Raw genomic sequence first — 18,518 nt, forward strand, 5'->3', positions numbered from 1 at the left:
CAACGCTGCGCATCCGGGCAGCGATCAACCCCGTACGGAGCACCCCCCGAAACTGTGTAGACTTGGCGACGCTGCTGATGCCAGTCTGGCCAGGCAGCGTGCCGCCTTAGCTCAGTCGGCCAGAGCGACGCACTCGTAATGCGTAGGTCAAGGGTTCGATTCCCTTAGGCGGCTCAGATGCCAAGCCCCAGGTCAGTCTCTGATCTGGGGCTTGTTTGCATGTAGCCGAGCCATGGCTGGAGAGGGATGTGCGCTCCCGAACTCGGCGATGTGACTGGCAGGTCTGCGCCGAGTGGTTGAGGGGCTTTTCAGCTTCCGCAGTGATCGTCGTCCGGCCCTTCTGATGGGCCCTGGGCGGATACTCTGATTGCAGCGAAGAGAGGGGGACGGCGTGCTGCTCCGATTCCGTGCCGCGAACGTGCGGTCGCTGCGCGACGAGCAAGAGCTGTCCTTCGTCGTCTCTGAGGGCGAGACGGATGCCGCGGCTCGTGATGTGCGCATCGGCGGTGCTCGGTCTGTCAGCGTGTATCCCCTGATCGGGATCTTCGGCGCCAACGCTTCGGGCAAATCGAATGTGCTGGAAGCTCTGACGGACATGCGCAGGGCAGTCCTCAATTCATATGCGCGCTGGGCCTCGTTCGAAGGTATTCCACGCAGGCCGTTCGGGCTCGACCCCAAGAGCGAGACCGAGCCGAGCTTCTTCGAAGCCGACCTCGTAATCGACGAAGTGCGCTGGACCTATGGGTTCGAGCTGGGCTCGGACCGCATCGAGGCCGAATGGATTCACAGCTATCCCCGCGGGCATCGTCAGGTGTGGCTCGATCGGGACGCTTCGCGCCCAGAGGCGTACGACTGGCCGGGCGCCCGGGTCAAGGACCGGTCTCAGCTGGTGCGCCGCACCCGCCCTGACGCCCTTCTCCTGTCCACAGCCGGTACGGACAACCACCCCCAGCTCTCCCCGCTCTTCCACTGGTTCCGGCGCAATCTGTGGCTCATCAACCCGGAGGAAGAGCGTCCCCAGCGCGAGGCGTTCACCAGGCGCGAGCTGTCCGGCAGCCGCGCACGACGGATCAGCGAGCTATTGCAGATCGCCGACCTGGGGATCACCGGTACGGAAGTTGTTCAAGAAGGGAAGGACCGGATCGCGGTAAAGCTCGTCCACCGGTCGGCCACCGGGGGTGTGGCCTTCGACTGGCAGGACGAGTCCTTGGGCACCCGCTCCTGGTTCGCTCTGCTCGGCCCTATGCTGCTGGCCCTCGACGAGGGGGCCGTGCTGCTTGTCGACGAGCTGGACGCGAGCCTCCACCCGCGGTTCGCCGCGGAGGTCGTTCGGCTGTTCCACGATCCGCAGGCCAATCCCAAGGGTGCCCAGATCATCTTTACCTCCCATGATCCGTCGGTGCTCACCACCCCAAGCGGGGGACGCCTGCTGGAACCGGGGCAGGTGTGGCTGACGGAGAAAAGCAAGGACGGGGCCACGGAGCTGTACCCGATGACCGCCGCGTCACCGGAGGCGGACGAGGATTTGATGAAGTCCTATCTGGCGGGTGCTTTCGGCGCGGTCCCCTCGCTCCTGGAGGGGCAGCTCGCCCGGCGGCTGCTGGCCGCCACACAACAGGAACGAGAGCATGAGGCGGAGCGCGGCTGATGGCGCGGACGAGGGGGAAGGACTCGCTGAGGCCGGCCAAGCCGCAGCGCGGGCGGCGTCGCCGGGTCGTCCATGTCTTCACCGAAGGCAGGGTCACCGAGCCCACCTACATTGAGATCATCCGGGAGCGGGGCGTCTACGACGATCCGGCCATGGCCGTCGAGGTGCGGATCGCCAACGCCACGGCACCGGGCTCCCAGCGGAAGCCGGTCAAGCTGGTCGAGGCGGCGGTACGGCTCATGCGCGAAGAGGCCCGAGCGGCGAAGCGCAGCGGCCTGAAGAAGGAGTTCTGGCCGCAGGTCTGGTGCCTGTTCGACCGGGATGAGCACGAATCCATCGAGGCGGCGCTGAAGCAGGCCCGCGAAGGCGACGTCGGCATCGCCTTCTCACATCCGTGTTTCGAGGTGTGGCGGTTGCTGCACCACAAACCGGTGACCGGCACGTTCGGCGGGGTCTGCGGCCAGGCGACGGCCCGACTGCCGTTCGCCAAGGACGCGGCGAACATCAAGGTCGTGCTCCCGGAACAGCTCCCCTCGGGCAGCTTCGAGAAGGCGAAGGAGCGCGCCTTGCGGATGAACGCGGCCCACGGCGAACACGTGCCGCTGCCCCATCGTGACCCGTACACCGACGTCTACACCTTCGTCGAGAACGGCCTCGGCCTCACCTCGTACTGACCGGATGCGATCGGTTCGGGTGAACGGTTTCCGCGGCAGCCCCATGCCCGCGTAGTGTTTCCGAGTTGCATCGGTCTTAGGGAGACGTACGTGGCCAAGCTCACGCTCGCGCAGTTGGAGCGGCATCTGTTCGCCGCCGCGGACATCCTTCGCGGCACGATGGACGCGTCCGAATACAAGGACTACATCTTTGGTCTGCTCTTCCTGAAGCGAGCCAACGACGAGTTCGAGGCCGCTCGTGAACAGATCAAAGAGCAGGCGGCCAAGGAGCTGGGACTCTCCGGGGACGTCCTGGACAGCTACCTGGAGGACGAGTCCGGCTACCGGAACCGCGATGTGCTGTTCGTGCCGAGGAACGCCCGTTGGAAGTGGATCTCTTCGGCCACCCACAACATCAACGAGGACCGGCTGCGGCCGGCCCTACAGGCGCTGGAAGGCCAGAACAGCAAGCTCAAAGGCCTCTTCGATCACCTGGACTTCAACCGCATCGGTGGCTCCGGCACAGCTGCGGGCGCGGCCAAGCTCGCCGATCAGCGGCTGAAGCTCCTTATCGCGCACTTCGGCCGCATCCGGCTCAGGACCGACGACTTCGAGTTCCCTGATCTGATCGGTGCGGCGTACGAGTACCTCATCAAGGAGTTCGCGGACTCGGCCGGCCGGAAAGGCGGCGAGTTCTACACCCCGCGTGCCGTCGTCCGGATGATGGTCGAACTACTCAAACCGAAGCAGGGCATGCGCATCTACGACCCCTGCGTCGGCTCTGGCGGCATGCTCATCCACGCCAAGGAGTACGTGGAGGAGCACGGCGGCGACACCTCGGACATGTTCTTCGCGGGTCAGGACGCCAACAGCGGTTCCTGGATCATGTCGACGATGAACATGGTGCTCCACGGCGTGCGCCGCTTCGACCTGCGTACCGGTGACACCCTCGCCGAGCCCGCGCACGTACCCAAGTCGGACGAGGACCGCTTCGACGGCATCCTCAGCAACCCGCCGTTCTCCATGGACTACGTGCTCAGCGATCTCACGCACGCCGCGCAGCGCACGACGTACGGCACGACGAGCGAGCGCGGCAAGGCCGATCTGATGTTCCTCCAGCACATGTTGTGGGAGGCCAGGCGAGAGGGCGGCCCGAGCGGTCGCGGTGGCATGGCTATCACTGTCATGCCGCACGGTGTGCTGTTCCGTGGGAGCGGCGAGCAGGAGATCCGCGCCAAGCTCATCGAAGAGGACGCGATCGAGGCGGTCATCGGCCTCGCCCCGAACCTTTTTTACGGCACAGGTATCCCTGCCTGCGTTCTGGTGCTGCGCCCACGGAGGAAGAAGGACCCGGACCGCGAGCACAAGGTGCTGTTCATCAACGCCGACCGCGAATACCACGCGGAGCGTGCGCAGAACGTGCTCCTGCCCGAGCACGCCGAGAAGATCACCTCGACGTTCCACGCGTATGCGGAGGTGCCGGGATTCTCACGGGTCGTGAGCCGCGAGGAGTTGCGGGACAACGACTACAACCTCAATATCCGTCGTTACGTCGACAACACGCCGCCGCCGGAGCCGCAGGACGTGCGGGCACATCTGGTCGGCGGCGTGCCGCGCACGGAGATCGAGGCGAAGAAGGACCTGCTCGACGCCTACGCAGCGACGTTGGGTGATCTCTTTGCGGAGCGCGATCCGGTGGACCCGGATTACGTGGACTTTCTTCCGGAGGACCAGCGTCCCGACGCGGCCCGGCTGGAGCAGTTGGCGCGACCGCGTGAGGAAGCGTTGCGGCGTGCGTTCGACAAGTGGTGGGAGGCGGAGGTCCGGCACCTTGAGGCTGTGGCCGCAACACCCGAGCGCCTTGCCGACCTGACGCCGTCGGAGCGCAAGGCGGCGCTGATGGAGGTGCGTGGCTCACTCATCGGGTCGTTCGTGGACTGCCTGGGCGAGGTGGAACTCCTCGACCGGCACGCGCTGGCGGGCGCGGTGGCGGGCTGGTGGTACGAGGCCAAATACGAGCTGCTCACGCTGTCCGAGAACGGTTTCGCGGGCGTCATCGACGGCTGGGTCGAAAACGTCGAGACCATGCTCGCGCCCGAACAGGACCCGAAGACCCGCAAGCTGCGGAAGCGGACCTCTGCGGAGCGGCGCCAGGCGTATGACCACAAGGTCGTCGCCGCAATCGCTCCGGACTTCCTGGAGAAGCTGTCAGCGGCGGACGCGCGGAAGGCGGAGCTGGACGCGCGGTGGAAGGAACTCAACGCGGGGCCGTCTGACGACGGCGGGGGTGAGGGTGACTCCGATGAGGACGGCGATGCCCCCACGCGTGAGGAAGTCGCCCTGAGCGTGGAGCAGTTGGCGGAGCTGGCCCAGGTGAAGAAGGAGCGCACAAAGGTGGGCGCCCTGGTCAAGCGGCTGGAAGCGGACTTCTGGTTCCCCTGGCCGAGCGACCCGCCGAAGCTGGACGAGGAACCGCCGAGGCTGGCTCAGGCGCGGCGGGAGCTGGCACGGGACCCGGAGCGAGAGCGTGGGGTTGTGCTTGGCTTGTTGCGGGATGACCTGGCGGCGAAGCTGGATGGGCATGTTGTGCGTCGGCGGCGGGGGTTGGTTGAAGCGTATGGGGTGTGGGAGGGCAAGTATGCGGTGTCCTTGCGGGAGATCCGGGCGCAGCGAGAGAAGGCGACGGCGAAGCTGGATGGGTTCCTGAAGGAGCTGGGCTATGCGGAGTGAGGCCCCGGTTAAGTGGGTTCCGGTGCGTGATGTGGGCGACGTGCGTATGGGTAAGCAGTTGTCTCCAGCCAGCAGGGACGCGGCGGGACAGTTTCCCTACCTGCGGGTTGCCAACGTCTATGAGGGGCGTATCGATTTCTCAGACGTTAAAACCATGGGATTCTCGCCTGTGGAGCGTGAACTGTTTAGTCTTCGCCCGGGAGACATTCTTTTGAACGAAGGTCAAGAGAACCTTCGGATGGTGGGCAGGAGCGCGATTTATTCCGGTGCACCCAACGCTTACTGCTACCAGAACACCCTCATCAGATTCCGGCCTGGCCCTGGGGTGATCCCAGAGTACGCTCAAGCGGTATTCGTTCAATGGCGCGCGCAGGGGGTGTTTGCTGGGGTTGCCGAGAAAACAAGCATTTCACACCTGGGTGGCAATAGATTTGGGAGGTTGCTGTTCCCGCTGAGGGAAAGGTCGGCGCAGCTGCGCATCGTCGAGGTGATCGACGCAGTTGACAATGCGATCTCTCTATCGAGGAGGGCCCTGGGGAAGGAATCGCTAGTGGAGGAAGGGCTCCTGCGGCGCTCTCTAGAGCCATCGCCAGATGATGAGATGGAGGACTGGGTCAACGGTCGTTTTATCGATCTTGCCCATTTGCAGCGCGGATTCGACATTACGGTTGCTGAACAGCGGGTGGGAAGCGTGCCCGTCGTCTCTTCTTCGGGCGTCTCAAGTTTCCATGACGTCCCTAAAGCTAAAGGTCCTGGTGTTGTCACTGGTCGCAAGGGGAAACTCGGGGACGTTTATTACCTGGATTCGGAATATTGGCCACATGATACGAGTCTATGGGTTACTGACTTTAAGGGGAATGATCCGTATTTTGTTGCTCTCTATATGAGGGCTATGCGTCTTGAGCAGTTCGATGCCGCCACATCTGTTCCGACTCTAAACAGGAACATTGTGCATCGAATTCCGGTGATATTTCCGCGACTTTCGCGACAAATCGAAATTGTTGAACGAGTCAAGGCTCAGAATGTCAAGGTGGCGGCGATCGGGGGTGAAATCGCCAAGCTGAACGCCATTAAGCGAGGATTGGTGAATGATCTCCTTGTCGATAGTTCCTAAGCGCTAGCGAGGTATCCGGGTGTGGATGAAATTTATCGGTCAACCAGAAACTCGCCGTTCTTGATGGCTGTAACGAACGATGACCACGCATCCGCCGAGAGGATCAGCGCGGGCCCGTGGGGGATCTTAGAGTCGCGGACTGGCACGCCTGACGGGTAGCCGTCCAGGATTTCTATGCAACTGTCCGCGTTGTTCCCGCTGTAGGACGACTTGCGCCAGCCGCTCAGCCTGCCAGTGTTCGGGATGGTGTGCTCAGCCATGGTGTCCGTATTCCTTCGCTGTTGCCCTCAATAAGGCGAGTGATTCCTTCCGCGGCAATGCGTCGCTCAGTGCGCAATCGTAGGAGGCTCGGAGCCGTTCGACTAGGTGCGGACTGTCGTGCAGCTTCGCCATGTGCACTGCTTCGGTATAGGCCACCGGGGGTTGATCCTCGAACCACATCAGAGTCAGCATGCTCTGCTGGAGTGGATGAGCGCCAAGGGTGTTCGGAAGTACATGGACGCGCACTCGCCGGTTCTCTGCCAAGCGCACGATGTGCATGATCTGTTCCGACATGACATCCGGTCCGCCCGCCTGGCGGCGAAGCACCGCCTCGTCCAGCAGTGCCCACACTACGGGCGTTACCGGGTCGTTGAGGATCTTCGCGCGCTCAAGCCGTGTGCCAACGATCCTGTCACACTCGTCCTCACTCCAGAGGGGGACGGCGGTCTCCAAAACCGCGCGCGTGTACCTCTCTGTCTGAAGGATGCCAGGTACGAGTGTCAATGCGAACTCGCGGATGGTCGTCGCTTGTTGTTCGAGCTGCCGGGCCGCTTCGAAGTAGTCGGCGACCGGTGCGTCATCGCCGCCCGGCAGGAAGCTGCTCAGCACATTCCCCGTGTTCAGGGCCCGGTCCAGCCGCCGCGCATCCTCCTTGGACGGGAAGCGGCGGCCCGCCTCGATGTGTGCGATGTGCGAGCGGGTCATGAACGCCGCGTCGGCCAGCTCCTGCTGGGTCATGCCCGCCGCTTCGCGTTGCTCTCGGAGCCAATCACCGTACGTGTTGCCCACTGTCAACCCCCTTGTGACAAAACGTCTGTCACCTGCTGATTACTGGCGAGCCTAGCCCGTTCCGTCTCACTCTGTGAGTGGATCGCTACACAACGATGTCCACATGAAGGACCCCCGCGACCGCTACCGACGGCCCGGGGGCGTGGCCATCAACAACCCAAGGAGTTGACGACATGCTGGACTGTATCGCCCGCCTCATCGCGCCGCTGCTGCGGCTCCTCTGGCCCGCCGTAGGCCGCCACCGCGCACCCTTAATCACCGCCGCCCCCACCATGCCCATCGCCGCCACTGCGCTACCGGCCGTCGCCCCGTCCATCGGGGCCGTCCGGGCCGTGCCATGTACCGACGAGGCCCCGCTCGTCCGCCCGTACGTCGTCACTCACGAACAACGTGAGGAGGCCCGGCGACAGCGGTCGCGACGCCGGGCGCTCTGGCTCGCGCTTCACGGTGTCGACATCGGCCCGCGCCTCATCCACGGTGTGGAGGTGACCACGTGATCAGCCTGCCGAGCGGGGCTCGACTGCTCCCGTGGTCCACCCCGGAAGGGAAGCCCTGTTACGTCGTCGGTGACGGGACCGGGTACGTGTCCCATGTCGCCGACAACGTCGAGCGCGTGCAGCTCGACATGGCAGCCAAACTGCTCGGCCACGCCAATGACATGCTCGCCGAACGCAAGACCACCCCCGTACAACTCCGCTTTCTCGCCGCACGTCTGGCAGAGTCCCTGCGCGATGCGCATCGGATCGCCGAGAGCCGGGGCGCCCGGCTGCCCGAGCCCGAAGGCGCCCACGATCCCCACATCAAGCCTGACGAGGACCCCGATGGCCCCGGCCGGCGCGCCCCGCTCCTGACAGAGACCTGAGCCGCACCCGCCGAGCCCGGTGACGCGTACCGCTCGCAGCCTTGGTACGTGCCACCGGGCTTCGCCGCGCCCCGGCGTGTCCCGTAACTCTCGCCCGCCGCACAGCATCTGACGCACAATGGGTCGCCTGAGCGAGCACGGAGACGGCGAGGAAAGGCGCGGGAGCATGGCGGCGGTACAGGCCGAGCGCGACGAGGTGGAGCGGCCCATCGTCGCGCAGCTCCAGGCGATGGGGTGGAGTCACGTACGCGGCACCGAGATCGGCACGCTCGACGTTGACCGACCACTGCTCGTCGGCAGGCTGGACGCCGCCCTGCGCCGTATCAACGTCAAGGCGGAGACGCGCGAGCCGTGGATGGACGACACCGACGTCAAGCGGTCCATCGCAGAGCTGGCCTCCGTGCCCCTCGGCAAAGGCATCCCGCAGGCCAACTTCGACACCACTGACCTGCTGCTCAGCGGAGCCCAGCTCTCCGGTCCCTCCGCCGCGCACGGCGGGGCGTTGGCCACCGTGCAGTACATCGAATGGCACGAAGAACGGCTCTCGCTCAACGACTTCACCGTCGTCGATCAACTCCGCATCAAGAACCGGTCCGGGGAGGTGTCGATACTCGACATCGCCCTGTTCGTGAACGGCATTCCGCTTGTCGCCGTCGAGTGCAAGAGCCCCGACCTGTCCGACCCCCTCCGCAGCGCCGTACTCGATCTTCGGCATTATGCGGGCGACCCCCTCCCCGAGGACGAACGCGACGGGACCGATCTGCCACTCCCGGCCGGAGTCCCCGAGCTGTTCCGTACCGTGCAGCTGCTGGTCGCCGCGACCGCGGAGACCGCGTACCTCGGCACCGTCACCTCCGTGCCCGAACACTTCCATCCCTGGCGCAGCGTCGAGCCGGAGAGTGAAGCGACGCTCCGAGCGGAGCTGCCGAGCAACACCCGTCGGCTCAACGAGCGGCAGAAGCTCGTCGGAGTCGTACTGCGTCCCGCCGCGCTCCTCAAGGTCATACGTCACTACGTCATCCCGCTCCCGGTCGAGACCGAATCCGGTGGCACTCAGACGGTCAAGGCTGTCGCACGGCATCAGCAGTACCGGGCGGCCGAGAAGGCGGTACGGAGGCTGCTCACCGGCAAGAAGCGTTGTGGGGAGGACGACAAGGACGAGCGTGGCGGGGTCATCTGGCACACACAGGGCTCGGGCAAGAGCCTGACCATGACGTTCCTCGTCCGACGCATACATCTGCACCACCGGCTCAGCGAGTTCACGGTCGTGGTCGTCACCGACCGTACGCAGTTGCAGGACCAGCTCTCGAAGACCTTGAAGCTGAGCGAGTCCGACGTCGAGACGGCGGAAACCCGTACGCAGATGGAAGGGCTGTTGCGGGACGGCGGGCGGCGGGTCGTCTTCGCGATGATCCAGAAGTACGGGGCCGGGCTGACCTTCGCCGGGGAAGCCGGCGGCGGCGACGGCGATGACCGGGACCTGGCCGGGGAGTACCGGAACGCCGAGCGCGCCAGGAGGGAGCGCCGCGCCAAGGTTCCGCCGCCCGTACCGAAGTTCCCGGAGTGGAACACATCCTCCGACATCCTGGTCCTGGTCGACGAGGCCCACCGCTCGCATACCAAGGTGCTGCACGCGGCGCTGCGCAGGGCCATCCCCAACGCCGCGAAGATCGGTTTCACCGGAACGCCGATCATGACGGGACAACTGGAGGATACCCGCCGGATCTTCAGCGGCGGTCCGGACGGGGCATTTCTCGACACATACCGGATGGCGGAGGCCGAGCACGACGGTGTCGTCGTGCGCATCCGCTACGAGGGCCGCACCGGTGAGGGCAAGGTCTTCGACAAGGACGGACTCGACCGTGACTTCGCGGACCTGATCCGGGACCGTACGGACGACGAGCGCAAGGCACTGCTGCGGCGCTGGCCCACCGAGCGGGACGTCGCGGAATCGCGGCCGATGATCCGTGCGAAGGCCGAGGACATGCTGGAGCACTGGGTGACCTGGGTGCTGCCGGGCGGCGGCTTCAAGGCCCAGGTCGCGGCGGTCAGCCGAAAGGCGGCCGTCGAGTATCACCACGCCCTGCGGCTGGCGCGCGACGTGCTCATGGCCGACCTCGCGGAATTCGATCCGGAGTCGGTGAGCGGCATTCCACTGGAGGATTTGCCCCCACGGTTGCGCTACCTCCACCAGGCCTATCAGTACCGGGCGCTGCTGCGCCGCATCGACTTCGTCCCGGTCGTCTCACCCGGGGCGGAGCGCAAGCGCAGACAGTGGCTGCACTGGACGGACAAGGACCGGCAGAAGGCATACATCGAGCGATTCCACGAGGCGTTCCCGCAGCTGCCGCCCGACCCGGAATGGGTTGCCTGCACTCCCTTCCACGCGCCGACACAGGAGCCCACGGAGACGGGCGGCGGCGCCGGGGACAATCCGTGGTCCGAGGAGGCGGCCGAGCAGCCGCGTACCCCTGGGGCACCCGGGCCCGATCCGGTGCACCCCGAGAGCCCCATCGCCTTCCTCATCGTGAAGTCCATGCTGCTCACCGGCTTCGACGCGCCACGTGAGCAGGTGCTCTATCTGGACCGTCCGATCCGTGATGCCGAACTGCTTCAGGCCGTGGCGCGGGTCAACCGGCCGATGCGCGGCAAGGAAGTCGGCTATGTGGTCGACTACTACGGTGTCTTCGAGCACCTGTCGGGCGCGCTCGCCGAGTACCAGCAGGCCGACGTCGACGACACCATGCGCAGCCTGTCCGTGGAGATCGGCACCCTTGAGCCGGCTGCCGAGGCGGTGCGTCGCTATCTGCGGTCGCGCGGCGTCGCGGACGCGGATCTTGCCGACGTCGCGGGCGTGCGGGGCGCGGCGCTGGCCTTCGAGGGCGACGAGATGGCACGGTTCGGGTACGACGAGGTGCTACAGGAGTTCCTCGACGTGCTGGAGCGTGTGCTGCCGCATGAGAGTGGCCTGGACTATGTGGCGGACGCCCGACGCTGGGGGATGCTCCAAAAGCGCATTCGCAGGCTTCACCGGGACGCCCCGGGTGGCGCCTTCACCCTGCGGAACTATGGCCGCAAGGTGCGGGCGATGATCGCCGATCACCTGGAAGGGCCGGAGATCGAACAGGTCATCGCGCCAGTCTCGCTCGCCTCGCCCGTCTTCGACGAGAAGGTGCGCGCCATGCCTCCGCGCGAGGCCGCGGCCGAGATGGGACATGCGCTCCGTTTCCATCTGGAGGAGCGGGTCAGGAGGGAGGACCCGGAGAAGTACACCCGGCTTTCGGGGCGGCTGGAGGAGATCCTGCGTGAGCTGGCGGGTCGTTTCGAGGAGCAGGTCAGGGAGTTCGGTGAGCTGATCGAGCAGGCCCGGCAGGAAGAGGAAGAGGACCCCGCGCTCGCGGGGCTCAGCCCCCTGGAACAGCGGGTGTACCGGTTGCTGGGCCAGCTGCTGGAGGACAACCCCGGTGTCGTACGGAAGGAGCAGGACGCGCGCCCACTGATTGAAGCGTTGTGCGACACCGCCGCGGAGACGATGGCCAAGGCGTCTTACCAGGGGCAGCACCAGGATCTCGACACTTTGGCGAACAGCATCCAGACCCAGCTGATCAAGGGCGGTCTGCTGCCCACAGCCACGGACTGGGCACCCCTGCGCGACATCGCGCAGAGACTCGCGGTATACGCGGCGCAGCACCGCTCGCAGTTTCTGCGCAGGTCACGGGGAGAATAGGCCAGGTGACCGCCCTTGCCGGTGATCGCCTGCCCCCGCCCCTTGCCGAAGGGGACCGGCTCACCGTGGACGATCTGGCGCTACGGGTGCGGGTCAGCGGCCGCCGTAAACGGTTCGCACTGACGGTAGAGACGGATGCCGGACTCACGCTCCACGCACCTGAGGGTCGTCCGGCGGCGGAGGCCGAGGAATTCGTCCGGGCGCACCGGGCCTGGCTGGTGGCCAAACGCGGCTTGCGTGAGCGAACCCGTCCGCTGAACCCCACCAAGCGCCTGGTCGAGGGAGAGGTCTTCCGCTATCTGGGCAGGACGTACCGGCTGGCCCTCGTGGCGGACCCGCCCGCCGGCGGGAAGGTCAACCTGATCGCCGGGCGTCTGGTCATGGACCGGGAACAGGCCGGGAGTCCGGCCGGGGGGCGGGCCGCGCTGGTGGACTGGTATTGCCGAGCCGGGCGTGCCTGGGCGGGTCGGCGACTCCAGCCATGGGCAGCACGGATGGCGGTGCCCGAGCCTGATCTGGAGGTCCGTGATCTTGGACGGCGTTGGGGGACGTATCGGCCCGGAGATGGGGACAGCAGCGTTGGCAGGATGAGTCTGGGCTGGCCTCTGTTCCAGCTCCCTATGCACTTGGTGGACTACGTCGTCGCTCATGAGCTGGCCCACACGCGCGTTTTGGGGCACGGTGCCGATTTCTGGCGGTTGTTGCGGTCTGCGCTGCCTGAGTACGAGGAACGGCGCTCGGAACTGGACGAACTCGGGCGACGTATGTGGATGGGAGAGATGTCCTAGCGGCGGGCAACGTGCACACTGCTTCCGGTCATGAAAGGGGGATCCGTAGTCGCCGGGGCCGAACGGGTTACCGGGCCTGGAAGTGCCTTTTGCGGTACTCGCCCGGTGAGATTCCGTAGGCCTTCTTGAAGGCTCTGCCGAACCCCGCGTCGTCCCGGAAGCCCCAACGGGCACGGATCACGCCGACGGTTCGTCCGGCGCGGGACGGGTCCGTCAGGTCGGCCCGGCAGTGTTCCAGGCGCTGTTCTTGGAGGAAGCCGCGGACCGTCCGCTTGTCGTGGTGGAAGAGGAGGTGCAGATACCGCACCGAGATGTGATGCTCTGCCGCGATCAGCTGGGGTGACAGGTGCGGTTCGCCGAGATTCCGGACGATGAAAGCCTTGATTTCTTCGAGGAGTTCGGCCCTCCGGGGGCGAGACGACGGCGGTTCGTGCACCTCGGCCAGGCTCATGAGAAACGCGACCGAGAGATCGACCGCGGCCGAGCCGAGCCGTTCGGTTGGAGTCGACTCAAGGCCTTCCCAATGGTCGGCGAGCCCTTCCAGGAATCGCGCCAGGATCATTCCGGGCCCGGGCCTGGGAGGTACGGGTCGGGTCGTCAGGCTTCGCAGCGCATGGTCCGGTATCGGGACCGCGCCGCGCGGGAGGTTCACCACCACGGCCTGTGCGGGGCCGAGGGCCGGGCCAGGTGGGTCGAATGGCCGCGAGCCCTCGTGCAGCGTCAGGGTGCCGGTTTCCGTGGTCCCTGGTCGCGGGCGGGAGGACAGGAGAGAGAGCTGCCATGTCTCCGGAGTCGGCCTCAGGAGCGGGCGGCGTGGTCGTGACGGTGCGGGTGTCGGTTCGGGGAGATTCACCACCGTGACGCGCACCGGGCCGAGTTCCAGCTCGTGTATCTCACCGGTCGTCTCACGGGGCCGCCTTTCGGCCGTGGGCTCTGCAAGGGAGTCGTTCGCTATCAAGGCCGGAAGGTGCCTTTCGGTCGGCCGAGCCCTGGCCGGGGGCATGCCACAGGACGCGGGCAGTCGGAGAGATGCGCGTGAGCCGGGCGTGGTGGTCGCCCGGGCGCTCGAACGTCAGCCGCAGCGCGGCGCTGACCTCTACACTCTTGACCGCTCAGGGCGTCCCAGGAAGGAAAGGGGCGTCTCATGGGATGTCTTGAGACGCCGCACCGACTCCGGAGGGCCGCCCGCATACGGCGCACAGGGGGCACAGCATGGGGCAACGCAGGTCGGACACTTCGGAGGCGCCCCGTCAGGCGGCGCTCGCCCTGACCTCGTCCGCGGGACGGCGACTGGCGACCGAACTGCGACGCGTCAAGATGGCGTCCGGGCTGAGTTTCGCCAGGCTCGAAGCGCGCACCAACTACAGCCGGGCCTCGCTCGAGCGTTATGTCAACGGCAAGCTGTTCCCCAGCCGCGACGCCGTCGAGGACATCGCGCAAGCCTGCGGGGCGGATACGAAGCCACTGCTGGAACTGTGGGACGACGCGCTGGAGGCGGGCGTCCAGCCGCCACTCGACACGGCGCCCTCACCCGAAACAGCGGCTTCTCCCAGCGAGCAACCTGAGCGCGGGCGCGCCCCGCGCGCCGCTCGGCGGCGTCTGCTCCTGTCCGCGGGCCTGGGGTTGGCGCTCCTGCTCTCCCTCGGCCTCGCCTTACTGCCGTTCAGCCCGCTCAGCCCGTTCGGCTCCGAGCCGTCGTCCCCGGGCCCGACGACCGGGTGCCGCGACTACGACGCGGAGATGCGTGCCTATGCCGTCGGGACGATCTGCTGGAAATCGGCCAGAGCCACGGTGACCGGATATGTGAAGAACCCGAATGGCACCGGGAAAGCGGTGGCCCAGCTGTGTATCTCCAATCGGCCGAACGTCTGCGCGCAGACCATCGATCTGGCTGTCGCGGGGCCGGGCGGCACCTCCCGGTACCGCCGGACGGTCACCCTTCCGGCCGGGCACGGTGTGTGGGTCCGCGCCTGCTCGGAGAATCTGTGCACCCAATGGGACTAGGAGCTTCGCCTGGGAACCCGGCACGGAGCGGGCGGGGCTAGTGATGTTCCTTGGACCTGAGGTCCTTCGCGGTTTCGCGAAGGTTTTGGGCGGTAGCGAGGAAACCGCCGGGCAGCCGTTCCAGCGAGGTCCTGAGCCGGCGCAACTCCCCGGTGAATCGCTCGGCCGCCGGGCCTGACCACACCTCCCTGCCGCCGGCTCGCGCCCCGTTGCCGAGGCGGTCTGCCGACTTCATGGTCGGGCCGCCCAGAAGCTGTTCGACCAGCCCCTTCCAGCCGGAGAACTCCTGGGCCAGCCGATCCTTGTCGTCCGCGGCCGCACTCACCTTGACGCCCCTCCTCAATCCGCGGCCGGTCCCCCGCCCCGCGCTCGTGCCGCCGCTAATTCTTCGCCTTGTCGTCCTGAAGCGCTTTCAGGGACAGCGCGATGTAGGCATTGGCAAGGTTTCTGTAGTCGCCCTCTGTGTAGCCGAGGTGTGCGTCAGCCAACTGCTTTCGCAGCTTCTCCATGTACTTTTTCTGCACCTCGTCCCACAGCCTGGGGTCAGTGTTGTCCGCTACCAACCACTCGGCCATCTTGTGCTGCGGATCGTTCAGAACGTATTTGATGCCGAAACCAACAACGGGGTTATTCACGCCAGGTATGTACCCTGCTCCGATGCCGAGCAGATCGTTGACGAAGTCCACCTGGGCGTCGTGGTCGATCTGCGCGACCTTGCCCGCGCGCAGCAGCAGCCCGACGAAACCCGTCTCCGTGGCCTGTGCTCCGTTCACGTCCTGCCAGAACCGGCTCTGCCCATCGTGGCTGTTCAGATGACGCAACCGCTCGATCGCCGCCGGCGACAACGCCGGGTGCTCGTCCATGTTCCCGTATGCGGCGGTCATGAGCGCCTTGCGCCCGTCCCCGTTGCTGATGAGACCGGCCAGGAAATTTCGGACGTCCGGGAAGAAGTCCTCCTGTTTGTTGTTCAGTCCTGGAATCATCGGTGTGTGCGGCGCGTATTTGGCGACTTCCGCAGGGGAGAAGTTCGCGGCATTGCTTCCCGCCATGAAACTCAGCCACGGGATGTACGGCTTCATCCGCTCTACCAGTGCCTTCGCCAGGTCCGGCGACTGGGCCATCATCTGCCGTATCGGCTTCTCGCCTCCGACCTTGATGAGATTCGTCCACGCCTGCTGCCGGCCGGCCAGGCCCCCCGTCTCGTCGGCAAGCGCTCCTCGCAGAACGGCTGCCAACTCCTTTTGATACGCCCCGAGCCGGCCGAAGTAGACGATGTCCGGCAGGAACAGCGCCCGGGTGTACTTGCGCTCGCGCAGCAGCAGTTGGACCACGCCGGGCCGGCGCTCCAGTTCTTTGAGCAGGATCAGCCGGGTCGCGGCCCGGTCGCTGGCGTCCGGGCCGCTGAAGGGCCCGAGCGGCGCGTCGAGGATGTGCCGGGCCGCGTCAAGCGCGAACCGGTCGCTGTGACCGTCGCTGAGCCGCAGAAAGATGGCAAGCTCATGCGGTTGCAGCCCTGACAGGGCCTCGTTGCGTACGGACATCGGCAGCGTGCCGCCCCGGTCCGCGGCAGCGAACAGGTCGGCCAGCGGTCCCACCTCCTCGCGCAGTCGCCGCAGGCCCTTGCCATCGCCGTTGGCCTCGGCCGCGCCGGCCGTCGGGCTGATGTGCGTGGCGAGAATCTCGTGGAAGGCGTCCTTGCCGAGCGCCTTCAGCAGCGCTCCGGCGTAGTGGGGCTCGTACCGGTACGGCCCCAGCTTCGCCAGCTCGGCGGCCAGTTGCGACGGTGCCAGCGGATTCTTCTGGCGTTGCGACCAGAGTTGCTTGAGCCGCCGGCCTTCCGCCTTGCCGGCCGCCGCGCCCTGCTGCTGGGCCTGCTGGACGCTCTGGTAGGGGAGGTCAGCCGTGTGCCGGGTGTGGTCGAAGGCCGAGCCACCGGTCATGGCCTCGATGTACTGGATCCGCCAGCGCAGGTCCTGGGCCCAGGAGTCGAGGAAGCTCTGGTAGCGCCGCAGCGCCTGGTCGGCTGCCTGGGCGCTGCCGTCGAGGTCGGCGCCGGCCTCGGACATCCCGGAAGGAACCCTCCGCGCGAGGTAGGACGCCGGCCCGGCGGCATCGGCCATGGCCTGGAGCAGGGCATGAGCGCCGGCCGGCTCGATGCCGCAGAACTCGGGCACGTGGTCCTCCTGACGGCTTTACGGAGAGGTCAAATGAAATGAGCAGAGACGCGGAGGGCGCCGGACCCGGGCGGCGGGTCGCCCGTGTACCCGCCGCACCGCTCCGGTGACGGCGTATCAGCGGGTGGCGCTCTCGATGTTCTGGGCGCTCCTGTTGACGGCGGTACTGGCCTCGTCGAGAGCCAGCCGCATCTTCTCGAAGGACGTCCGGGCTTCGCTCCAGGCGCTGCGGAAGCGGTCGGCGGCGGGCCCGGTCCAGATGTGTTCGCTGCCGACCGTACGGCTGTTCAGATCGCTGATGACGCCGTTGAGCTTGCCCGCGTTCACCGAGAACATCCTGGCCATCAGTCGCATCTCTTCGAGATTGCCGCCGCGGAGACTGGACATGAGTGGTGTTCCCTTCTGCTGTACAGGCTGCCCATCGGAGGGGCATTGAAGGGAGTTTCTCCAGTATGGATCGGGAAGTCATTGACGCCGGGCGCACAGGTTTATGCGTCCAGCGCACCAAAATCAGGTGCCTTGACTGTTCCCTATGTTCGCGCGCATGGCCGAGCGCAGGGCGGCCAGCGCGTCGATGTATGTGCGGTGGACGCGCTGCCACTCGGCTGCTCCGGGGGCGTTGTTCTCCGGCGTACCGGGATTGCCGATGGTGACCTCGGTCGTGGCTATGACGTTCCGCATCGCTCGTAGCGAGCGGTATGCCGTATCGGCGGCGTCGGCCACCGGCGTCGGGGCGACGAGGGTGATCTCGTAGTTCAGGGAGAGCAGGGAGTGACTGCGCCAGGCGGCCCGGACGTCGGCTTCGTCCACGGGGGCCTGTTGGCGGATGGCGAGCAGTTGCAGCTCGCTGTCCGTGTTGGTGAGGGCTTCGAGGTAGCGGGCGTACAGCTCCCGCCGGAGCTGGTGCAACTGGTGTCCTCGATCACGTTTTGCACGAGCAGCCTCACCCAGCAGCGTTGATCCGACCCCAACTATCGCGCCGATCAGTGTGCTTATGGGCGTAGTCCAATCCATGAGCTGACAGCGTAGGTTGAATGGGCCTCCGCTTGCCCCTGCCCGAGCCCCGGGCTTAGCCGAACCGGCGGCTGCGGCATGCTTGCTGCCCGTCAGGCGTGTGCGAGGCAGGGAGCAGGCATGAGAACGCCCGAGTCCGTCGTGGCCACGGGGAAGAAGGCGGCGGGTGCCCCGCCGTCCAAGGCGCGTCGGCTGGTCACCTCGCTGGTGTGGGCGGTGTCGGTACCGCTGCTGTTCACCGCCGCCGCCTGGCTGGCCCAGTATCCGTCGGTCGGCATCTACGCCGGAGTCGTGCTCGCGCTCGGGACGTTCGCCGTCGCGGCGACCGTGGCGGGCGGCATCTGGCACCGGGCGGGGGCGGCGGCGCTGGTGTCCTGCGCGGGGTTCGCGCTGACGCTGTTCGCCGGGCCGGGGCTGTACGAGCTCTATATGAAGACCTTCGGGGAGAAGGTGCCCGCCGTGGTCATCAAGGTCGAGGACCGCGATGAGCAGCGGCACTGCACGGTGAAGGAGACCGGCGGGAAGCGGGCCGTGCACGAGATATCGCAGCAGCAGAACTGCTTCGACCACATCAAGCGGCTCCAGCGCGTCGTCCTCCGCGAGGACCCGCTGGGGGTCCTGGAGCCACGGCTGCCGGACGGGCCCGACCAGTCCGGCCAGACCGCCCTCACCCTGGGGATCTCCGGTGGGCTGTTCGTGGTGACCGGCGCGTCGATGTTCTACGCGGGGCAGCGCAGGCGCTGACCGGGGCCGG

The 18,518-nt window shown here is 66.4% G+C and carries 17 protein-coding genes and 1 tRNA gene; 11 read left to right on the forward strand and 7 right to left on the reverse strand.

The window, feature by feature from the left end; genetic code table 11:
• The first annotated feature begins 100 nt into the window (after positions 1–100).
• From ABTY62_RS26230 to ABTY62_RS26250, 5 genes are all read left to right on the forward strand, one after another.
• A tRNA-Thr gene (locus ABTY62_RS26230) sits at positions 101–174 on the forward strand.
• A 217-nt stretch (positions 175–391) separates the two neighbouring features.
• Positions 392–1,648, forward strand: coding sequence for an AAA family ATPase (locus tag ABTY62_RS26235; protein WP_352131872.1), 1,257 nt, complete (start codon positions 392–394; stop codon positions 1,646–1,648).
• Positions 1,648–2,322 carry an RloB family protein gene (locus tag ABTY62_RS26240; RefSeq protein ID WP_352131873.1) on the forward strand — a complete coding sequence of 225 codons (675 nt, stop codon included), beginning with the start codon at positions 1,648–1,650 and terminating at the stop codon, positions 2,320–2,322. Before ABTY62_RS26235 ends, ABTY62_RS26240 begins: the two co-directional genes overlap by 1 nt.
• Before the next feature lie 90 nt (positions 2,323–2,412).
• Positions 2,413–5,031, forward strand: coding sequence for a type I restriction-modification system subunit M (locus ABTY62_RS26245; protein WP_352131874.1), 2,619 nt, complete (start codon positions 2,413–2,415; stop codon positions 5,029–5,031).
• Positions 5,021–6,145 carry a restriction endonuclease subunit S gene (locus tag ABTY62_RS26250; protein WP_352131875.1) on the forward strand — a complete coding sequence of 375 codons (1,125 nt, stop codon included), beginning with the start codon at positions 5,021–5,023 and terminating at the stop codon, positions 6,143–6,145. The genes ABTY62_RS26245 and ABTY62_RS26250 overlap by 11 nt, the downstream gene beginning before the upstream one ends.
• A gap of 32 nt (positions 6,146–6,177) precedes the next feature.
• Here the strand turns inward: ABTY62_RS26250 and ABTY62_RS26255 are convergent, their stop codons facing one another.
• Together ABTY62_RS26255 and ABTY62_RS26260 are read right to left on the reverse strand one after the other, a co-directional pair.
• A complete protein-coding gene (locus ABTY62_RS26255) occupies positions 6,178–6,405 on the reverse strand; it encodes a DUF397 domain-containing protein (protein WP_352131876.1) in 228 nt (75 codons plus the stop codon).
• Entirely contained in the window at positions 6,398–7,195 is a 798-nt protein-coding gene (locus ABTY62_RS26260) for a helix-turn-helix domain-containing protein (RefSeq protein WP_352131877.1), read from the reverse strand. The genes ABTY62_RS26255 and ABTY62_RS26260 overlap by 8 nt, the downstream gene beginning before the upstream one ends.
• A 173-nt stretch (positions 7,196–7,368) precedes the next feature.
• Between ABTY62_RS26260 and ABTY62_RS26265 the strand changes: the two genes are divergently transcribed.
• The 4 genes from ABTY62_RS26265 to ABTY62_RS26280 all read left to right on the forward strand — a co-directional run bounded on the left by ABTY62_RS26265 (position 7,369) and on the right by ABTY62_RS26280 (position 12,572).
• Positions 7,369–7,692 carry a hypothetical protein gene (locus ABTY62_RS26265; protein WP_352131878.1) on the forward strand — a complete coding sequence of 108 codons (324 nt, stop codon included), beginning with the start codon at positions 7,369–7,371 and terminating at the stop codon, positions 7,690–7,692.
• Positions 7,689–8,057: a hypothetical protein gene (locus ABTY62_RS26270; protein ID WP_352131879.1), complete on the forward strand. Its 369-nt coding sequence runs from the start codon at positions 7,689–7,691 to the stop codon at positions 8,055–8,057. The genes ABTY62_RS26265 and ABTY62_RS26270 overlap by 4 nt, the downstream gene beginning before the upstream one ends.
• A 166-nt stretch (positions 8,058–8,223) precedes the next feature.
• On the forward strand, positions 8,224–11,784 hold the full coding sequence (locus ABTY62_RS26275; protein ID WP_352131880.1) for a type I restriction endonuclease subunit R: 3,561 nt from the start codon (positions 8,224–8,226) through the stop codon (positions 11,782–11,784).
• A gap of 5 nt (positions 11,785–11,789) precedes the next feature.
• Positions 11,790–12,572 carry a M48 family metallopeptidase gene (locus tag ABTY62_RS26280; protein WP_352131881.1) on the forward strand — a complete coding sequence of 261 codons (783 nt, stop codon included), beginning with the start codon at positions 11,790–11,792 and terminating at the stop codon, positions 12,570–12,572.
• A gap of 67 nt (positions 12,573–12,639) precedes the next feature.
• Here ABTY62_RS26280 and ABTY62_RS26285 read toward each other — a convergent pair whose 3' ends face one another.
• Positions 12,640–13,134, reverse strand: a complete 495-nt coding sequence (locus tag ABTY62_RS26285) for a helix-turn-helix domain-containing protein (protein ID WP_352131882.1) — start codon at positions 13,132–13,134, stop codon at positions 12,640–12,642.
• Between the two features lie 650 nt (positions 13,135–13,784).
• Between ABTY62_RS26285 and ABTY62_RS26290 the strand changes: the two genes are divergently transcribed.
• Positions 13,785–14,576 (forward strand): helix-turn-helix domain-containing protein, encoded by a 792-nt coding sequence (locus tag ABTY62_RS26290; protein WP_352131883.1) that lies wholly within the window; start codon positions 13,785–13,787, stop codon positions 14,574–14,576.
• 37 nt (positions 14,577–14,613) lie between these two features.
• Here the strand turns inward: ABTY62_RS26290 and ABTY62_RS26295 are convergent, their stop codons facing one another.
• From ABTY62_RS26295 to ABTY62_RS26310, 4 genes are all read right to left on the reverse strand, one after another.
• The gene (locus ABTY62_RS26295) at positions 14,614–14,901 is read right to left on the reverse strand and encodes a hypothetical protein (RefSeq protein WP_352131884.1); all 288 of its coding nucleotides are present in this window, start codon (positions 14,899–14,901) and stop codon (positions 14,614–14,616) included.
• 55 nt (positions 14,902–14,956) lie between these two features.
• Complete coding sequence (locus ABTY62_RS26300; RefSeq protein WP_352131885.1) at positions 14,957–16,750, reverse strand: hypothetical protein; 1,794 nt, start codon at positions 16,748–16,750, stop codon at positions 14,957–14,959.
• Positions 16,751–16,867: 117 nt separating this feature from the next.
• The gene (locus ABTY62_RS26305; RefSeq protein ID WP_352131886.1) at positions 16,868–17,137 is read right to left on the reverse strand and encodes a WXG100 family type VII secretion target; all 270 of its coding nucleotides are present in this window, start codon (positions 17,135–17,137) and stop codon (positions 16,868–16,870) included.
• A gap of 123 nt (positions 17,138–17,260) precedes the next feature.
• Positions 17,261–17,659 carry a hypothetical protein gene (locus tag ABTY62_RS26310; RefSeq protein WP_352131887.1) on the reverse strand — a complete coding sequence of 133 codons (399 nt, stop codon included), beginning with the start codon at positions 17,657–17,659 and terminating at the stop codon, positions 17,261–17,263.
• Between the two features lie 225 nt (positions 17,660–17,884).
• On the opposite strand from ABTY62_RS26310, the gene ABTY62_RS26315 reads away from it, so the two are divergent.
• Positions 17,885–18,508, forward strand: coding sequence for a hypothetical protein (locus tag ABTY62_RS26315; RefSeq protein WP_352131888.1), 624 nt, complete (start codon positions 17,885–17,887; stop codon positions 18,506–18,508).
• Positions 18,509–18,518 lie beyond the last annotated feature (10 nt).

It is taken from the genome of Streptomyces sp. NPDC097640 (genome assembly GCF_040302705.1).
Taxonomy (GTDB): domain Bacteria; phylum Actinomycetota; class Actinomycetes; order Streptomycetales; family Streptomycetaceae; genus Streptomyces.

Excerpts from the sequence above, each read along its gene's own strand:
- ABTY62_RS26290 (WP_352131883.1), top strand. The coding sequence starts at position 13,785 with ATGGGGCAACGCAGGTCGGACACTTCGGAGGCGCCCCGTCAGGCGGCG.
- ABTY62_RS26255 (WP_352131876.1), bottom strand. The coding sequence starts at position 6,405 with ATGGCTGAGCACACCATCCCGAACACTGGCAGGCTGAGCGGCTGGCGC.
- ABTY62_RS26250 (WP_352131875.1), top strand. The coding sequence starts at position 5,021 with ATGCGGAGTGAGGCCCCGGTTAAGTGGGTTCCGGTGCGTGATGTGGGC.
- ABTY62_RS26240 (WP_352131873.1), top strand. The coding sequence starts at position 1,648 with ATGGCGCGGACGAGGGGGAAGGACTCGCTGAGGCCGGCCAAGCCGCAG.
- ABTY62_RS26275 (WP_352131880.1), top strand. The coding sequence starts at position 8,224 with ATGGCGGCGGTACAGGCCGAGCGCGACGAGGTGGAGCGGCCCATCGTC.
- ABTY62_RS26305 (WP_352131886.1), bottom strand. The coding sequence starts at position 17,137 with ATGTCCAGTCTCCGCGGCGGCAATCTCGAAGAGATGCGACTGATGGCC.
- ABTY62_RS26265 (WP_352131878.1), top strand. The coding sequence starts at position 7,369 with ATGCTGGACTGTATCGCCCGCCTCATCGCGCCGCTGCTGCGGCTCCTC.
- ABTY62_RS26315 (WP_352131888.1), top strand. The coding sequence starts at position 17,885 with ATGAGAACGCCCGAGTCCGTCGTGGCCACGGGGAAGAAGGCGGCGGGT.
- ABTY62_RS26285 (WP_352131882.1), bottom strand. The coding sequence starts at position 13,134 with ATGATCCTGGCGCGATTCCTGGAAGGGCTCGCCGACCATTGGGAAGGC.